Below are 16,864 nucleotides of genomic sequence, written 5' to 3'. Positions count from 1 at the left end.
CAGTGAGGCGTTTACCGGCGTGCTCAAGGCTAACGAAATAAAGATCAGCATGGATGGCAAGGGCCGGGCACTGGACAATATATTTGTCGAGCGGCTCTGGCGTTCCGTCAAGTACGAGGAAGTGTATCTAAAGCAATATCAGACGATGCAGGAAGCACGGGACGGCTTGAGTGCCTACTTCCGGTTTTACAACCATGAGCGGCCGCATCAATCGCTCAACAACAGGACACCGGCAGAAGTACATGGCACTGCTGTGCAATGGCTGCAAGCCGCGTAAGAATACAATTTAACCCATAGGGCATTTTACCTTAATTTAATGCATTAGTGGTCTTGACAGTGGGGTCCACAATAAACTACCCACTGGCGATCGTATTGGAGGCGGAACATTCGAAAGCTGGTTTACGGTCTCAATCTAGGTCGTCTACGGTGTAAAAATCAACGGCCGCTCCCGGGACACCCACCTCAGGCCATTAACAATAGCTATCAGACCATAAGTTCTGATAGCTACCTAATGTGAGTGTCTCGACTTGGTCTCCCGTACGTGCGCTCTTAACGTATACCGGCTAATTGTGCGTGTCCACATAGCGTTACTGCTTAAACCCTGTTAATTGGACAAGTCGGTTGACAATCTCCGGCCCTTACCAGGCAGAGGACTTTCACCTCCAATCTTTTGCCGGCTTTGCCCGGCGCACTGCATGTCCTATTAGCTCTACGATCACCGGCGTCACTCTGTTTTCATCATCAGCCAAGCTGGCAATGAACTACTTCCTGCGGTGGTTAATAGCACCACGCTCCAACAAAATCGTTACAATAGCCGCCAAGTGAAGGTCATTAATGAGTGGGTTCCCAGATGGTTAAGGCTGCAGACATCGGCATTATCGGAGGGGGGTTGGCGGGTCTGTACAGTGCCTCTCTTCTCTCGCAGCAAGGGTTTGACGTCACTGTGTTGGAAGCGCGAGACCGGATCGGTGGTCGCATCCATGGACTGCCTCTCGACAATGGCGATACGCTGGACCTTGGGCCTTCCTGGTTTTGGCCTCATCAACACCGCATGGCCCGGCTATGCCAGCAACTCGGAATTCCAGTCTTTGAACAATACACGGCAGGTGATGCGCTCTACCAGGCAACTGTGAACAACGCTGTTGAGCGTTTTGCGGGGGCGGGAACGCCCCTTTCCTACCGCATCGACGGTGGTGTGAGCCAGTTAACTCAGGCACTGTATCGGTCGTTGGATGACGGATGTGTGCATCTGAACCAACCCGTGCATCGGCTAAACCGGCAAGACGATCACTGGGAAATTGAAACCCCGACGAAATCCTTCAAGGCCAGGCGGCTTATTATTGCCGTACCGCCGAGAGTGGTGCTCGAATCAACTCAGCTTGCCAGGCACCTATCCGTTCCACTGCAACGAACGCTGCGCGACACACCAACCTGGATGGCCGCTCAGGCAAAATTTGTTGCCCACTACGCAACCCCATTCTGGCGCGAGCAGGGGCTGGCTGGTGATGCCTTCAGCCGGGTTGGGCCCCTGGTAGAAGTGCACGACGCCAGTGCAGGAGACGATCGCGGGTATGGCTTATTTGGGTTTATCGGCGTCAGTGCTCAACAGCGAGCAACACTGGACCAGGAAGCCTCGCGTCAGGCTTGTTTAAACCAGCTGGGGCAGATCTTTGGTGCCGATGCGCTCAACCCCATTCGGTCGGTAATTGAAGATTGGAGCCAGCAGGCGTTCACCTGCACGCCGCAGGATCGTCTTGATCCACCGCAGCACCCTGAGTGTGATCTCAGTGCGTTTTCACAGGAGCTGGCGCACCTGCAGCTGGCGTTTGCAAGCACCGAAGTGGCTGTGCAGGAAGCGGGTTACCTTGAAGGGGCATTGATAGCAGCGCAAGCGGCTGCTGAGCCTTGATGGGATCAGCGCAAGCGGCTGCTGAGCCTTGATGGGATCAGCGCAAGCGGCTGCTGAGCCTTGATGGGACACCCACCCCAAGCTTATTAGTGAAAGATGTTAGTGACCACTAATGTGACTGTCCTATTAGTCCAGTCTTGTCCTATTAGTCTTTTAGTCCAGCCGGGGTTCTTGGTTTTCGGGCAAACGGCACAAGAAGCAACTACACTACTCTCCATATTCAATGCTGAATTCGCTTCACGAAAAGGTCGGATATGCGTGTACTGACAGCAGTATTCTTCGCCTTCACTCTGAGTGCCGTTGCAGCAAAAAGCCAGGCAGAACTGGCGATCGTTACCGAGTCGTTCCCGCCATTCAACTATATTCAGGATGGGGAGCCAGCAGGCCTTTCAACTGAAGTCGTGACACAAGTACTCAAAACAGCCGGTCTCGATGCCTCCATTGATTTTTACCCTTGGGCGCGTGCGTATCAGGTCGCCCTCAACGAGCCCGATACCCTGATATACTCCATTGCCCGCATACCCGAGCGAGAACCTCTGTTTGAATGGATCGGTGTAATTGCACCGTACCGCACATCGTTCTACAAGTTGAAATCCGCACCCGATATCCAGATCGCATCACTTGAGGACGCCAAGCAGTATCAGGTCGGCACTTCGCGCGCTGACGTTATCGAGACCTATCTGGTCAATCAGGGATTCACTAACTTGCAGGTATCGGGGCAGGACCGACTGAACGTCCTGATGTTGAATTTTGGCCGGATACAGCTAATGGCCTATGATGAAGCCGCCTTCCCGCGCCTGGTCGAAGCCGAAGGGCTGGACATTGATGATTTCGAGCGCGTGTTTCGTATCGAAGGCTTGTCTGGCCAACTCTACATGGCAATGCAACCGGACAGCGACCCCAACCTGATCCGGGCGCTGAAAGACGGCCTGGACACCATCAAGGCCAACGGGGACTACGATGCTATTCATAACCGTTATTTCTTGTATTGATACCGGAATTCGCGAGGCGGCTTCGACCAGGGCGAACGGGTCACCTTAGGCCGCATCGGGCGTGGTGTGGCCAACGACGACCATGGCTTACGTCGGAAATGGTTACCGGGGCACCCACCCTAGCCCATTAATACAAGCTATAAGAATCTAATTCTTGATAGCTGCCTAATGTAGGTGCCTCGACATGCGGCCAGCCCCGCGATTGTTGCTTCTGTTCGGAAAGATCCAGTTGCGCTTTTTCTTACGGTGAGAAGTGACCAACGTAAACTGACAAAAAATTTCTCCTATAGACCTCCTGAGGTTATCAACACCGCTGCGCCACCATGGCACGAACCTGACGAGCAGTATCCTCACTGTCTAGCGCTTCCCCGTGACAGGGCAACAACACCGCTCGTTGATCCGCCGGCATACGCGCCTCCACCCAGTGACGAAAGCCCGGCCTGGGAACGCTGGATCGGAATATTGGTGTTATCCACAGGCCCAGGCGTAAACCATACAGACGCTGAAACCAACGTGTCAGGCGCTTTGGAGACAGCTCCTTTAGATTCATCAGACCATCGCAAACCATCCAGTAGGTGCAAGCCTCCTCCCGCACGCTGACCCAGACTTCCCCAAACTTGGAGTCAGGCACTTCATGCACCGCCAGGTTCGAAGGTAAAGCGGCCGCCAGTTCTTCCACTGTCCCGACATTCGCCAGGTTCTGCTGTTTCGCTAAGCGCAACCGGGTCTGTTCACTGGCCATTACTCGGGAGTTGTTGAACGCCTGGCACCACGCTTTTACGCCGGAGATATGTACCCGGTTAGGGGCTAGAATAATGAGTTCTGCACCCGCCCCTAGCCATGACAGTGTTTCATCCAAAAGGGCCTCCCCCGGACTGTAGACCAGCCAGCGACTGTAATCTAGCTGAACCAGGTAGCTGTTGCTTACGGCCAAGTCGGCTTGGTAACAGGATTGAAAAAGACCCTGCTGATTGTCTACCATTTCCCATCGACGGCTCATAGTGAGTGATTCCTTGTTGTTAGGGTGAGCCAGGTTTTTATCGAGTCTAATGTGGGCGTCCCAACACTGCCTTCAGCTAAATAATCGGTTCAACTGACGCGGCAGACGTCTTGTACTTACTTGGCGTCATGCCTGTTCGCTTCTTAAACGCATTGTAAAAAGATGAACGGGTATTGTAGCCGACGGATAATGCGACTTCCAAAACAGTCTGCTCACTGGCTTTAAGCGCTTCTTTCGCCGCCTCAATACGCGCGTCATTGATGTAACTATAAAAGGTCGTCTGCATTTCCCGGCTCAACACTTGTGATAAATAGTGACCGGAAATACCAAGTTCAGACGCGAGCGTTGAGGCATCGATATCGGGGTCCAAATAGGATTTCTCTCCCATCACTTTCCGATCAACTTTATCCGCGATGCGTTTTAGGCGTTCATCATCAATTGAGGAATTAGAGTATTTTTGCTCAGAAGCACCTTCCGATACGGGTTCCGGATCCGGTTCCGGCTCAATATGGGAAAACGCTGGTCTTCTGTTCAACGTCTGTATGCAAAACACCCAAATAAGCAGAAGGACCAGTAAAGAAAGCGCAGTTTCACTAACAAGCGGCGTCGATGTGGCGGAAGATGCCCCCAAAACAATGAGTGCATAAAACCAAGTGACCACCAGCAGGCCGGTAAAGCCGACCAGCCAATCCAGCCGCTTACCTTCATGGTCCGCAAACTCGGTATTCAATTGTTGGTGATACGTCTTGGTATTTATCACGATTCTACCGAGGTAGAGAACGCTCAGGATCGTCCAGCCGACCAGAAGAAAGGCAAACCCTGCTGAATTAATGCCCACCCAGACCGAAAGCTGTTCTGGATCATTAAAGAACATGTCGTTGAAGTCTTCGCTCGGCATTAGGCTTATGGATAGACTGAGCAGGCCAGCCAGCCCAACGGGTATCCAATGGACGGTTCGTTTCTCGGGTTGTGGCTGAGCGCCATAGGCGGTCAATAGCTGCTGATACCAATAGATCATCGGTAGCAGTAGAAAAAAGACGACGGGGATCGAGGCGATATATAGCCTCGCGAAGAGGCCTCCCTGATCCAGCATGAGTGTGCCGGATACCAGCCAACTCATGATAACAATGACACCGGCAACGAGCTTACTCGGTTTGTGATAGGCCGGATTCAGATAGAGCAGTGATAGAAACAACAGCCCTATACCAACGCTGATCCCGTCGATAAACATCCTCAATTCCTTAGAAATTGGTCAAAAACCTGTCCTTCTCACTTGGAAAGGACGAAGACAGCGGCAGGAAAACCATAATAACACCCTCAACTTTTGACGAAAACTGTAAAAAGTAGATGGGCTTTATGGCCAACGAAACGAGCCACGGTCAATGTCAGATCAAACCGTTCCCGGCGCAACGTTTTCCGACCGTCATTACTCCATCACTGATTACTTCTTAACTTAACCGGAGCAACCCTAAATGAAACACCCCTTTAAACTGTCTATTGCCGTTGCTGTCACCTTATCGACTGCCTTGCTAACCGTGGCTGAGGCTGATGAGTCAAGCATCAATACCAAAGCCTACTTTGGCGGTCAGACGATCGATGCCAGCGCCTGGAGTGCACAGGATGGCCATGGCTCGATAGGCGTGCTGACCGATTTCAAGACCGGATTTCATGGCGTACGTGTTGCCGTCGACTTATTTGGATCGGGCAGCGAAGACAGTACGACGGGCCAGGTGAAAGGCACCTATACCGCAGCGGCACAGCTGGGATTGAGAAAGTACATTGAGCTGCAATCCAAGTTTAGTCCCTATATTGGTGGCGGTGTGAACTTAGCGTATGCCGCGCAGGTGAACGATGACGGGTCGGGAGAGACAGAGGAAGAGGACATGGACACTGGGCTGTGGCTGAACGCCGGTGTCGACTACCTACTGACCAACCAATTCACGGCCGGCGTTGACCTTCGCTATGCCACCGCAAAGGTTGAGCTCTACGACGAATCGGTTGAGATAAATGCAACAGCGTTCGGCCTTTCCCTGGGGTATCGCTGGTAGGTCGACCTATCACTATCAGAAACAGCCAAATGTGAGTTGAGTGCATCTTTGATGCCTCAACTCATCCTGGCGAGCAGTATAGGCCTTCGAAATGACTAGAAAACAGTGTCCTTCTCACTTGGAAAAGACGATTACAGCGGCAGAAAGGCCCAAAATGGCTCCATCAACGTGAGTTAAACACTGAGAAAACCAAGAGATGGATACAATGATCAACGAAATGAACCCGGGCCAGCGTCCGTTAAAACCCCTTGCTGGAGCAGCCTTTATTGGCATGGCTTTATGCTATATCACCCTCTTCATTATCTATGGCGCCATACTGAGTACACCGGCAAACGCGAATACCGCCGAAAAGATTGCTTACCTCATTGATAATAAGGGCTTATTTAACGTTACCTACGTTTTGGGCTACGTGCTTTTTGCTTGTCTGCTGTGTTTCTGCGTTTATGTCATCGGCGGCCTTTACCAGCAGGTGTCGCAACCTGCCATGGCAATGGCCACGATGTTTGGATACTTCTGGGTAGTGGTCTTGCTGTGCACGGGCATGATCGGCATAACCTCACACGAGCTATTGGCAAGCTACAGCCCCTCCAATCCCGCTGCGGCAGACGCGGTCTACTACGCCAGAGCCTTGTTGACGGAAAGCCTTGGCGGCGGGATCGAGTTTATCGGCGGTGTGTGGTTGTTACTGTTTGGCGCGGTTAGCTGGCGCCACGGCCTGTTGTCCAAGGCCCTGTCGGCGTTCACCTTGATAAAGGGTGCGATCGGGATAGCAACGCTTTTTTCAGCTGAGCCGGTATTGAGAGACCTGTTCGGTATAACGGGAATCGTATGGTTTCTCTGGATGGGCATTGCCATGATCAGGAAGCCTTCTTGATCATGGCCTTCTGACCGTTGGCCCGCCCAGCGTACCAGGATAGTCGAAAAAAAGGTTGGGCTATCAAGGGAGCTTTGAATGGCCAACCACTTGAACACTTGTTTCTCCACACCAAGTTAGTGACCACTAATGTGGCTGTCCTACTAGTCCATGCCTGTCCTGTTAGCCGTTGTAGTTGTCTCATGAGCTACCGAGAAACACTAAGGTGGCTGTGCAGTTAGCCAGCTGCTGGTTATGTATTATTCGTAGTGGCTCCAGAGCCGGAGAACTTTTACCAAGTGCTCTTCTTCAAGCACTTGGTAAACCAGCCGATGCTGAATGTTGATGCGGCGGGAATAGGCCCCAGAGAGATCACCAATGAGCTTTTCAAACGGAGGCGGCTTGCAGTAGGGATCTTCTGCAATTAGTGCCAACAATTCCTGGGCTTTTGGCTTGAGGCCACTGGAGGCCAATTTCTTTGCATCTTTCTGGGCTCGTTTGGTGTAAACCAACTTCCATGTCACCAGTCCAGCTCCTCATCGCATTCGTCCATAGGGGTATCCATCCCCTCACGAATAGACTCTCTCATACCCGGTACGGAGAGCAGGTAAAGCGTTTCCTGAATGGCCGACCAATCTTCTTCGGATACCAAGACGGCTTTGTTCCGCTTACCCATTATGATGATTGGTTGGTGAGACTCTGCAGTTTCATCAATCAACCGATAAAGGTTGCTGCGCGCCTCAGTGGCAGTGATTCCGGTCATGACGCACCTCATGCATATTCAACTTTTCACCAAAGTGTACGCCTTTAGGTACGTACGTCAAGGCGAACGCACCTAAAGGCGCCTCTGCTCAGTGACGGGCGGCCCAGCGAATCGAACGCAGCAACAGCTTGTTAGACGCACCTGCTCAACAAGTTGCCGGGACACCCACCACAAGATTATTAATGAAAGTTATCGAAATCTAGATCTTGATGTTAGTGACCACTAATGTGCCTGTCCCATTAGCCTCTGAGTTTCTACTTGCCCTTTATGCCGTACCAACCGCTTATCATAAGCACCTGGAAGAGCTTCACCGGCACCTCGATACCACATTGCTCAAGCAGGGCTTCCGTGTCTGTCGGTGAAACAACGGCAAGATGTTCACGCAGCGTCACAGGAAGGTTTTCCAGTGATTCCGCGCTGGCACCCATCAACGAGTCTGCTGGGACACCCTCCCCAGTCGCTTAATGCAAGTTATCGGAGGCCAAGCATTGATAGCTGCATAGCGCAGGTACCTCGATAGAGCGCTACCGCTCACCTTCCAAATGATGCCATACCCGGAGAATAATTATGGCACTCTCATGTACCGAATAGCGGACAACGTATTTGCCAAACACCATATCGCGGATGGAACCAGGAATCGGTGCTATTTCAACCGGCGCTCCCATTTTGGGAAAGTCTGGCAGCAGTTCGACTTTGCCTACCAGCTCTGCGGCAATTGTGCGTGCCGCGGAAGGATTATGAACGGCAATAAACTCCCTGAGGCGCTTCAGGTCTTCAATGGCTTCATCTGTGTAAACCAGCCTCACTTACCTGAGCCCGGCGCATCCTGTTCGCTCTCGCTCCCCCAACTGTTGAGCCAATCGTGAACCTCACTGGCATCAACAACCCTCCCTTGTGCTGCTGATTCCATTGCGTCCAGGGTTTGCTTCCAACGTTCTTGCTCGAGCTGTTGTTTCTCGATGTATTCCGATAGAGCCTGATTGATCACCCAGCCCTTGCTCCGGTGCAGCCTACTCGCGATCGCTTCCAAATGTTGCTCAACCTCGGCCTGAAGGCGAACTGTTGTGACACTCATGAATGCATCCTCAAGGTCAGTGACTACAATGTATTACATAATAGTAGCTGAAATCACGGCAAGCAAGTTAGATTCACATGTTGCCGGAACACGATTCATGGATGATTCATGGATGGACACTCACATGAATGGTTGACCCGATAATCAACATCCAGTACTTTATCCAGTGCTATTGAAATGGGCCGTCAGGGTTAGACACTATGCCACGTTCAAGGAAAAGCCAGATCGCCCTAGAGGCGACTTCTTACTACCACTGCACCTCCCGGTGTGTGCGCCGCGCCTTCCTGTGTGGCCGTGACGAGCATTCCGGTAACGACTATGAACATCGGCGCGGCTGGATTGAAAACCGGATAATGGAACTGACCAGGGTGTACGCGCTGGATGTTTGTGCTTATGCCGTTATGTCCAACCATTACCACATAGTGCTTCACATCAACGCCGAGAAAGCCAATGCCTGGTCAGATGCTGAAGTCATTCAGCGCTGGCACAGGCTCTATGTTGGCAACTTCCTGAGCCATGAATATTTGGCCGGTAAAGACTTGTATGAAGAGCAGCTTAAAGTTATCTCAGAGCGGGTAACAGAATGGCGCGAACGCCTGATGTCGATCAGCTGGTTCATGAAAGCCCTGAATGAAGACATCGCCCGGCAAGCCAACGTTGAAGACAACTGTACAGGTAGGTTCTGGGAGGCCCGGTTCAAATCCCAAGCCCTTCTTGATGAAACCGCCCTGGCAACCTGCCTGGCCTATGTGGACCTAAATCCTGTCCGCGCATGCATGGCAGACACACCGGAAGCATCAGAATTCACCTCGGCCAAACAGCGGATCGATACCGCCAAAGAAGAACCGGAAGCTACCGAACCCAAACAGCCGACACCGTTATTCCCGTTTGTTGGCTACCCTCGCCAGGACATGCCTGAAGGCTTGCCGTTTCGGCTGCAGGACTACCTGGACCTGCTCGACTGGACCGGTCGCCAGATCCGCAGCGACAAACGCGGAAGCATCACACAGGCTCTTCCACCCATCCTCGAACGCCTTAATATCGATTCCGAACACTGGGTCTATAACACCCAGCACTTTGAAAGCCAGTTTAAAGGGTTGGTTGGCACTGCAATCTCGATTAAAGCCAAGTGTCAGCAGTTCGGATATCGGCGAACGCCCGGATTAGCATTGGCTACTCAACCTACCTAGCCAAAACATCCCTCACTATTTAATTCACAGGGCCACCTGAAGCACTTCCGTGCCTGGAAACCACGAAAAGTAACCAATCTCCCTTAGATTACCCGACAGACGTGAATCGGTAGTGCCGTTTTGAAAACTACTGATTCAATTCGCGGCCGGTTTTTCAACCTTCTACTGAGGTGCCTGTCCTATGGGGTCCCTTTCAACCTTCTACTGAGGTGCCTGTCCTATGGGGTCCCTAATGGATTCCCTTCATCATTTAAAACTACGCCCCGACATTGCGGAATGGTCAAGGAGCTACCGGAACACCCACTCAAATCCATAAACAAGAACTATCTAAAAGCAGTTCTTGATAGCATCCTCCTGTGGGTGTCGCGACAGTTCCATTCAGTGGCGGCAAAGACCAGGGTTACTAGAGAAATCTCTCGAATTTTCATTACAACCCTACTTGAAAACATTTTATCCACATCGAACCGAATTGAGCTGAAGCGCAGCTGCTGGAACCCCACCCCAAGCTACCGGCTATTAATGAAGTCCTTACCCTATCTCTCCACACAAAGTTAGTGGTCACTAATGTGCCTGTCCCATTAGCCCACTTGGGGCCATGCACGAGGTCTTGTTACAACAGTTCATTCGAAGCTTCAAGACAGCACCCGAAGAGCTGATTCTTGATTTTGATGCGACCAATGATCCTGTTCATGGCGAACAGGTCGGTCGTTATTTCAGCGCCTTTTACGATGAGTATTGCTTTCTTCCCTTGTTTGTCTTTTGCGGCTCTCACTTACTGACAGCCTATCTGCGCTCTGCTTCCCGGGACGCCGCCCACAACGCGCCGGCTGTCTTGAAGTGCCTGGTAACACGATTACGTCAACAGTGGCCGCAAGTGCGCATTATTGTGCGCGCAGATGCAGGCTTTTGTCGGCCGTTGTTGCTTTCCTGGTGTGATCGGCACGCCGTGGATTATGTCATCGGTATGGCCAAGAACAGTGTGCTATTGACTCGATCTCGTTCCACGCAGCTGATAGCCATGCTGGCCCACCAAATCACCGGTGAAAAGGCGGTTGAGTTTGATGAGTTTACCTACAGTGCCGGTTCCTGGCGTCGCCAGGAACGACGCATGATTGTCAAAGCCGAGCACACTGCCCAGGGCGCCAACCCGCGGTTCGTTGTGACCAGCCTTACGGACGACCCAAAAACACTCTACACAGAACGCTACTGCGCCCGGGGTGAGATGGAGAACCGGATCAAGGAGCAACAGTATTTGTTCTCCGATCGCACCTCCTGTCACCTTTGGTGGCCCAATCAGTTCCGGTTGCTCCTGTCCGGATTGGCCTATACGTTGGTTAATGGGCTGCGCCGTCTTGCGTTGCAAGGTACTGAGCTGGCACACGCCCAGGTCAACACGATCAGATTAAAGCTGTGTAAGGTGGCTGCCATCGTCATCCAAAATACGCGCCGCATTCGATTCCTGCTGCCCAGTCACTATCCGTATCGAGATCTATTTGAAACAGCACTGAGCAATCTGAACACGACATAGTCACCGACAGTGCTGACCCGGCACACAATAAATAATGGGGTAAGGGGAAGTTTGCCTGAAATTCAGGAAGACGGGCAAATATCAATCAATATGCAGGGAAGCTGCTTAAAACCTGGTAAAAATAACCATGGCTCTGGTTTAGGCAGTTTGGTGAAATATCCGGGCTAGTTCCTGCTTCATGCGAGACCACCGACTTGGCTCACGATCGAGATTGATCACGTAGATCTTTCCAATTGTCTGCGTCGTCGAGCTCTGCTGAGCCCCAAATGCGACGGACGTCTGTATCGGTAGGATCCTGCGCAGGCCGTGCCCAAGACAAAATGCCCAACGAAGAGCGGCCAGGTATGGGCGCACCGGATTCATCGCGGGTCCAAGCGCGAGGGTACACAATACGCTTGCTGATTGGACAACCTCCAGTTCCTTGAGTCGTCGCGGTAGCTCAATGGCCACTGGCTGGTGGATATCAGTTCCCAATCGTGCGCGACCATCATTGAATCAGGGGATCTGCCTTCGCTGAGTACTTCGAAGACTGACCTCGTAAGATTGCCTGGCCCCGTCGTAGCCTGCACCTCAGGTAACTCGCTTGAACTGTCTGCTTCTAGGGATACCGTGGCATTCATCAGCGCTCTTTCAACTATGGGGTGACGGGCTGACGCGATAAGTGGTGTGGTATTGAAGTAGAATATCCATCCAGGCTGATTGGCCCCAGGCTTGGTAAAAATGGACGGGTCCACCATTCGAGATGTTACAATGTCGTAGCAGAACGGTTGAAGCTTCAACCTTCCATCGACGAAGAGCTGTTCAACCGGTGTTCCGTGGTAAACATCATCGGCATCGATGTAGAAACCTCCCTCCACAAGCACATACGAATAACGGAAGTAGTCCGACATCATTGAGGGATGGTAGCACCTATTAAATGCGTCCTCATAGCGAGCCCCTAAGCGGCTTCGAATGAAAGCACTGGCAGATCTCTTGTCGAACACCTCCAATGTAAAGCCACTTCGTTCCAACTGCATCCATGAACTCATGCAAGCTTTGACATCTTGCGGTAATCGCTTTAAGTCGTCCCAGAACTGCACAATACGTTTAGGGGTGGGGGTAGACCACGTAGTTGAGCAGGGCGGACTTGGTTCACACCGCTGTACCATATCACGCACGAAATCGGAGCGTGCACGCTCCAAAGGACTCAATGGGTCAGCCTCGACAGTTTCACTCACCATTACCTCTTTCATTTCTAACTCCCCTCTCTAATGGATTCCCTTCATCATTTAAAACTACGCCCCGACATTGCGGAATGGTCAAGGAGCTACCGGAACACCCACTCAAATCCATAAACAAGAACTATCTAAAAGCAGTTCTTGATAGCATCCTCCTGTGGGTGTCGCGACAGTTCCATTCAGTGGCGGCAAAGACCAGGGTTACTAGAGAAATCTCTCGAATTTTCATTACAACCCTACTTGAAAACATTTTATCCACATCGAACCGAATTGAGCTGAAGCGCAGCTGCTGGGACCCCACCCCAAGCTACCGGCTATTAATGAAGTCCTTACCCTATCTCTCCACACAAAGTTAGTGGTCACTAATGTACCTGTCCCATTAGCCCACTTGTAAATCACGAAAACCTGCCTCTTCCACTGATATTTCCTAACATACGTGAATCAGTAGCGCCGTTGTGCGAACTACTGAATCAATTCACTGCCTGCTTTCTAAACCTCTACTGAGGTGCATGTCCTATTTGGTTCAACATAACGCCTAAAGCAGCGGGTGGCGAAGCCGTCCAACTGCCTTTGCTTGCTAACATCAAACTACCCCTCCTTTCTCCAGCGTTCCACTATTTTTTCAAACGTGATATCTTTCCAATTTTCAGCCCATTCCTTATAAGTATCGATACTTGCAGATTTAGGCTCAGGGTTTGGCTTTGGTAGCTGGACTAGACTTGGGATGATTACTGAATCACCAACAATAAAAGCCTCACCTTGGTTGAGCGATGGCAACAAATCTATAAGGCTACTTGAGCTATCAGGCAGCAAAGCTTTAATATAATTCTGATCGACTCTGTTTGTAAGTCGCATGGCAATGAAATTATTGCACTGTGAGAATATCGTTTCTGATACTTCCGATGGGCGTTGACTTACAACCATTAGGCTCAGACCATATTTACGCCCTTCTTTTGCAATTCGCTCAATAGACTTCTTGGAAGCTTTATATTCCGCACCGCCCGTCTTTGGTATGTAGTTATGCGCTTCCTCACACACAATTAAAAAAGGAATATCATTTGTGTCATCTGTGGCATGTCTTATTTTTGAATAATGAAATGCAAAGTCAAATATCAACCGAGATATAAGGCTTACGGTTATGCTTAAAACTTCGAACGGAATACCGCTCAAGTCAACAACAGTTACATTGGATTTATCGATATATCCTAGAAATTGCTTAATAACTTCACTAAAGTCATTAGTTTCAAACGGGGTACCATCGTTTTTAACAGGATCAAGCAAAAAGGCCAGTCTCTTATCATTTAATTTAGTCTCTAATCGTGAAATAAACCGATCAAATTCACCATTAAAACCTCCATCCTTGGAAACTTTTGCGTCAAGCACCTTATGTTTAGCATTTCCTGTTGATGGTACAAAGTCAATTTTCTCCCACAGACATTCTTCGTTAAATTCCATTTTTTCATCAAGTGTTGCAAAATATTTTAGCGAGCCTTCTTCATAGACAGTTAAAATATTTTTATTGCAAATATAATTATAAACCTCCTTGATACTGAAAAATACAGGAGAATCATATGTAACTTTATCCAAACTTGGATTATATTTCTCTTTATTTAGGATAACTGCTTGCTTAAACTGGGACACTTGATTATGTGAATTTTGCTCATTACTTTCTATGAAAATAGACTCTAATTCTTCGGCGTTCATTAACCAATATGGCAGTTTCAGATTATCAACATCGAGCTTATTGAGATTGAATTTTTCTTCATTATCAACTGTAAAAGCTGACGAATACTCTGAGTGAATATCAAAAATTATAACGTGTGAATTTTTTTGATTTTCACGATTAGTATTTTTCGCATTAGCGATGCCAACTGCATTTTGAATGAGACTGGACACAGCACACGACTTACCGGAGCCTGTAGACCCAACAACCCCAATATGTTTGCCAAAAAATCTATCACCATCGATGCAGAATGGTACGTTAGCATTTCCTGATAGACTACCGACCTCAAAGCTATAAATACTGTCATTTGAAAATATTATAGAAAGGTCTTCGGCGCCAAAGGTATGCGCAATCTCCGTAGGGACTGGCAATACTTTAGTTCCTCTTTTGAATTCAAGACCATCCTCATTGTTTATTAAAGCACCGACTGGCGAAGCCTCTATCACAAATGTCCATTCGATAGCACCATTATTCTCTGACTTCTGCGCAGTTAAATTATTTATGATAGCAACTGCATAATTATGATTACCATCTTCAATTTTTAGGAATTTCCCAACTTGTAAATCAGTTTTGTTTTCCTCAAGTGTCTTAAGGTTGCCAATTCCAATTGATACCTTATCTGGAGAACTTGACAATACATGTCCAATTTCATTCATGACTATTCCTCATCCCTATTACATATTCCAGTTCGTTGAAGTTGCTTATTCCAATCTGGTAAAAATTTACATCAGTTAGATCAATATTATTTGGTGTCATGCTACTAACCAAATACAAGTCATCACCTTTCCGTCGATTTATCGCCTCTGGCTCAGACTCCATTGCTAGCAACCTAAAATCGAACTCACGCTCTTCAACATGACTTTTAATTAGCTTTTGCATAGGATCCCTGTAAAAATGATCCACTTCAAAAGTGTTTCCGACAAGACCCGTATTTGCTTTCATCCCTTTCTTGTATAATCGGGACTCAAGATCCCTGATAGCTTCGAAATTATCATTAATAATAAATGTTGGTGGCTTAATATGGCTGGGCTTCGAATAGTATTTTTTAATATAGTTCCCAAGGAATACAACAACTTTCCCCTCATATTCATCAATTTCATTCTTATTAATATAGAAATAACGATCTCGGCTATTCTGAGAGAAAGAACTTGAAAGCTGTTGCTTGATACGCCTGAGTATTTCGCTCCGATTTCTTAATGCTAAAGTCCATTTAGATATTGCTGTATATGTGGCATTTGAAAGATACTTATATAGCTTAGCTTTAGTTATTTTCCTATCCGTTTCATTTTTAATACTCGACAATTTAGCAATTTTTGTAATCGCATTTGGGTAAAGCAACGTATCAACATCACTTCCTTGAATTTCGAGCAACTCCAGAGCAGCCTTCGCACTGCCTTCAATTTCATCTAAAGAAGGACCAAAAACAATCCTGGTATTCTTTAAGAATTCACGTTTATCGAACGTTGTTGAAATCCTAGATACAATTTTTGATAGGGATTTGTCAGAGGTTGCTAACGCAGAATCTAGAATTGAAGGCTCAATCTCCTTCTCACCATTAGCTTCATTCGGGACATAAATAAAAATTGTGTATTTAATCTTCGCAGTTGGATTCTTGTCATACGCTTCAGCCATTTGGAGCAAGGGCTTAAATATTAGGCTTGGTATGAATTTCTCTTTCGACTCATGGTATTTGCATTGAAGAGCCTCCAATTCACCACTGCCCGACAAAACATCTATGTCTTCTACTAAACCTTCGACGGTAATTACGTCCTCACCTTCCGCATTAGCTATCTCGAGAATAGTTTTATTAAATTGATATAGAAATCCTTTGATCGTGCTATCGGCAATTCTATCTGACATAAAGCATTGCATCCTTCTATCAATTGCTTGGCCAGAGCTAGCTTGGCACCTAACGCTTTCTTCATATCAGCCAACGCACATGATCTAAGGCAACATAAAGCACCAAACTTCAAGCCAATTCCCAATTCCCGGTAGACCCTATTTCAAAGCCTTTAGTCTATTCGTCAGCCCTTCGCACCGCGAGCATATCAACTATCCTGAGTATGAAGCGATGCCTCCTACTTCTTTAATGTACAGCTTGTCACGAATGCATTCGCAATCGTGTAGCTACGGATAGCGCATTGCTATACAAATCTGTCAGTTTCAAACGCAATGTATTGGGTGGTCAAAATGCGTAAGCGATCCATTAACCCCATACTTTCACTGAGCAGGTAACTCGATATTCCATGGCAGCAAGCCATCAAAATCATCGTCAGATGTTGCCAGCGGCAACTGCTCAAAGACCCGCTTCAGATAGTGATAGGGTTCCAGTCCATTAGCCTTCGCCGTTTCCATGATCGAGTACCACACAGCACTGGCTTTTGCTCCGTTGACCGTATCACTGAACAGCCAGTTTTTCCGGCCCACTACGAACGGTCTGATCGCATTTTCAGCACCGTTGTTATCGATCGGCATGGCGCCGTTGTCGAGATAACGCATTAGCCCTTGCCGCTGGTTCAGCGCATAGTTGATCGCCTTACCCAGTTTGCTCTTGGGTGTTACCGAT

The 16,864-nt window shown here is 48.9% G+C and carries 18 protein-coding genes; 7 read left to right on the top strand and 11 right to left on the bottom strand.

From position 1 onward, the window contains the following. The 3 genes from G565_RS0118445 to G565_RS0118435 form a co-directional block, all read left to right on the top strand. On the top strand, positions 1–277 hold a 277-nt coding region (locus G565_RS0118445; protein WP_028672019.1), incomplete at its 5' end, for an integrase core domain-containing protein. A gap of 573 nt (positions 278–850) precedes the next feature. Further along, positions 851–1,909 carry a flavin monoamine oxidase family protein gene (locus G565_RS0118440; RefSeq protein WP_028672179.1) on the top strand — a complete coding sequence of 353 codons (1,059 nt, stop codon included), beginning with the start codon at positions 851–853 and terminating at the stop codon, positions 1,907–1,909. Positions 1,910–2,163: 254 nt separating this feature from the next. After that, a complete protein-coding gene (locus G565_RS0118435; RefSeq protein WP_051208246.1) occupies positions 2,164–2,901 on the top strand; it encodes a substrate-binding periplasmic protein in 738 nt (245 codons plus the stop codon). Between the two features lie 304 nt (positions 2,902–3,205). Here the strand turns inward: G565_RS0118435 and G565_RS0118430 are convergent, their stop codons facing one another. Then, positions 3,206–3,901, bottom strand: a complete 696-nt coding sequence (locus G565_RS0118430) for a hypothetical protein (RefSeq protein WP_028672177.1) — start codon at positions 3,899–3,901, stop codon at positions 3,206–3,208. A gap of 76 nt (positions 3,902–3,977) precedes the next feature. Continuing rightward, on the bottom strand, positions 3,978–5,132 hold the full coding sequence (locus G565_RS0118425; protein ID WP_028672176.1) for a helix-turn-helix transcriptional regulator: 1,155 nt from the start codon (positions 5,130–5,132) through the stop codon (positions 3,978–3,980). Positions 5,133–5,373: 241 nt separating this feature from the next. Between G565_RS0118425 and G565_RS0118420 the strand changes: the two genes are divergently transcribed. Further along, positions 5,374–5,949: an OmpW family outer membrane protein gene (locus G565_RS0118420; protein WP_028672175.1), complete on the top strand. Its 576-nt coding sequence runs from the start codon at positions 5,374–5,376 to the stop codon at positions 5,947–5,949. Positions 5,950–6,154: 205 nt separating this feature from the next. Beyond that, a complete protein-coding gene (locus G565_RS0118415) occupies positions 6,155–6,823 on the top strand; it encodes a DUF4386 family protein (protein WP_169579677.1) in 669 nt (222 codons plus the stop codon). A 239-nt stretch (positions 6,824–7,062) separates the two neighbouring features. Here the strand turns inward: G565_RS0118415 and G565_RS0118410 are convergent, their stop codons facing one another. From G565_RS0118410 to G565_RS0118390, 5 genes are all read right to left on the bottom strand, one after another. Continuing rightward, positions 7,063–7,326: a Txe/YoeB family addiction module toxin gene (locus G565_RS0118410; RefSeq protein ID WP_028672173.1), complete on the bottom strand. Its 264-nt coding sequence runs from the start codon at positions 7,324–7,326 to the stop codon at positions 7,063–7,065. Further along, on the bottom strand, positions 7,323–7,565 hold the full coding sequence (locus G565_RS0118405) for a type II toxin-antitoxin system Phd/YefM family antitoxin (protein WP_028672172.1): 243 nt from the start codon (positions 7,563–7,565) through the stop codon (positions 7,323–7,325). Before G565_RS0118405 ends, G565_RS0118410 begins: the two co-directional genes overlap by 4 nt. Positions 7,566–7,819: 254 nt before the next feature. Next, positions 7,820–7,993 carry a hypothetical protein gene (locus G565_RS26885; protein ID WP_157600150.1) on the bottom strand — a complete coding sequence of 58 codons (174 nt, stop codon included), beginning with the start codon at positions 7,991–7,993 and terminating at the stop codon, positions 7,820–7,822. A 96-nt stretch (positions 7,994–8,089) separates the two neighbouring features. Next, a complete protein-coding gene (locus G565_RS0118395; protein ID WP_028672171.1) occupies positions 8,090–8,371 on the bottom strand; it encodes a type II toxin-antitoxin system RelE/ParE family toxin in 282 nt (93 codons plus the stop codon). Beyond that, entirely contained in the window at positions 8,368–8,640 is a 273-nt protein-coding gene (locus G565_RS0118390; RefSeq protein ID WP_028672170.1) for a CopG family ribbon-helix-helix protein, read from the bottom strand. Before G565_RS0118390 ends, G565_RS0118395 begins: the two co-directional genes overlap by 4 nt. Before the next feature lie 200 nt (positions 8,641–8,840). Here G565_RS0118390 and G565_RS0118385 point away from each other — a divergent pair, with 200 nt between their 5' ends. Both G565_RS0118385 and G565_RS24885 read left to right on the top strand, forming a co-directional pair. After that, complete coding sequence (locus tag G565_RS0118385; protein ID WP_028672169.1) at positions 8,841–9,830, top strand: transposase; 990 nt, start codon at positions 8,841–8,843, stop codon at positions 9,828–9,830. Positions 9,831–10,425: 595 nt separating this feature from the next. After that, the gene (locus tag G565_RS24885; RefSeq protein ID WP_051208245.1) at positions 10,426–11,358 is read left to right on the top strand and encodes an IS1380 family transposase; all 933 of its coding nucleotides are present in this window, start codon (positions 10,426–10,428) and stop codon (positions 11,356–11,358) included. Positions 11,359–11,717: 359 nt separating this feature from the next. On the opposite strand, the gene G565_RS24880 is transcribed toward G565_RS24885, so the two are convergent. The 4 genes from G565_RS24880 to G565_RS0118355 all read right to left on the bottom strand — a co-directional run. Then, positions 11,718–12,590 (bottom strand): glycosyltransferase family 32 protein, encoded by an 873-nt coding sequence (locus tag G565_RS24880; RefSeq protein ID WP_037340241.1) that lies wholly within the window; start codon positions 12,588–12,590, stop codon positions 11,718–11,720. A 573-nt stretch (positions 12,591–13,163) separates the two neighbouring features. After that, complete coding sequence (locus G565_RS0118365) at positions 13,164–14,954, bottom strand: ATP-binding protein (RefSeq protein WP_028672167.1); 1,791 nt, start codon at positions 14,952–14,954, stop codon at positions 13,164–13,166. Next, the gene (locus G565_RS0118360; RefSeq protein ID WP_028672166.1) at positions 14,947–16,158 is read right to left on the bottom strand and encodes a hypothetical protein; all 1,212 of its coding nucleotides are present in this window, start codon (positions 16,156–16,158) and stop codon (positions 14,947–14,949) included. The genes G565_RS0118365 and G565_RS0118360 overlap by 8 nt, the downstream gene beginning before the upstream one ends. 360 nt (positions 16,159–16,518) lie before the next feature. Then, on the bottom strand, positions 16,519–16,864 hold a 346-nt coding region (locus G565_RS0118355; protein ID WP_028672165.1), incomplete at its 5' end, for an IS66 family transposase.

It is taken from the genome of Saccharospirillum impatiens DSM 12546 (assembly GCF_000423605.1).
Classification (GTDB): Bacteria; Pseudomonadota; Gammaproteobacteria; order Pseudomonadales; family Natronospirillaceae; genus Saccharospirillum; species Saccharospirillum impatiens.
This window is presented reverse-complemented; position numbering and strand designations above follow the sequence as displayed.

What these genes read in the sequence shown, in the direction of transcription:
- G565_RS0118440 (WP_028672179.1), top strand. Translation starts at nt 851, where the DNA reads ATGGTTAAGGCTGCAGACATCGGCATTATCGGAGGGGGGTTGGCGGGT.
- G565_RS0118435 (WP_051208246.1), top strand. Translation starts at nt 2,164, where the DNA reads ATGCGTGTACTGACAGCAGTATTCTTCGCCTTCACTCTGAGTGCCGTT.
- G565_RS0118430 (WP_028672177.1), bottom strand. Translation starts at nt 3,901, where the DNA reads ATGAGCCGTCGATGGGAAATGGTAGACAATCAGCAGGGTCTTTTTCAA.
- G565_RS0118425 (WP_028672176.1), bottom strand. Translation starts at nt 5,132, where the DNA reads ATGTTTATCGACGGGATCAGCGTTGGTATAGGGCTGTTGTTTCTATCA.
- G565_RS0118420 (WP_028672175.1), top strand. Translation starts at nt 5,374, where the DNA reads ATGAAACACCCCTTTAAACTGTCTATTGCCGTTGCTGTCACCTTATCG.
- G565_RS0118415 (WP_169579677.1), top strand. Translation starts at nt 6,155, where the DNA reads ATGATCAACGAAATGAACCCGGGCCAGCGTCCGTTAAAACCCCTTGCT.
- G565_RS0118405 (WP_028672172.1), bottom strand. Translation starts at nt 7,565, where the DNA reads ATGACCGGAATCACTGCCACTGAGGCGCGCAGCAACCTTTATCGGTTG.
- G565_RS26885 (WP_157600150.1), bottom strand. Translation starts at nt 7,993, where the DNA reads ATGGGTGCCAGCGCGGAATCACTGGAAAACCTTCCTGTGACGCTGCGT.
- G565_RS0118390 (WP_028672170.1), bottom strand. Translation starts at nt 8,640, where the DNA reads ATGAGTGTCACAACAGTTCGCCTTCAGGCCGAGGTTGAGCAACATTTG.
- G565_RS0118385 (WP_028672169.1), top strand. Translation starts at nt 8,841, where the DNA reads ATGCCACGTTCAAGGAAAAGCCAGATCGCCCTAGAGGCGACTTCTTAC.
- G565_RS24885 (WP_051208245.1), top strand. Translation starts at nt 10,426, where the DNA reads ATGCACGAGGTCTTGTTACAACAGTTCATTCGAAGCTTCAAGACAGCA.
- G565_RS24880 (WP_037340241.1), bottom strand. Translation starts at nt 12,590, where the DNA reads ATGAAAGAGGTAATGGTGAGTGAAACTGTCGAGGCTGACCCATTGAGT.
- G565_RS0118365 (WP_028672167.1), bottom strand. Translation starts at nt 14,954, where the DNA reads ATGAATGAAATTGGACATGTATTGTCAAGTTCTCCAGATAAGGTATCA.
- G565_RS0118360 (WP_028672166.1), bottom strand. Translation starts at nt 16,158, where the DNA reads ATGTCAGATAGAATTGCCGATAGCACGATCAAAGGATTTCTATATCAA.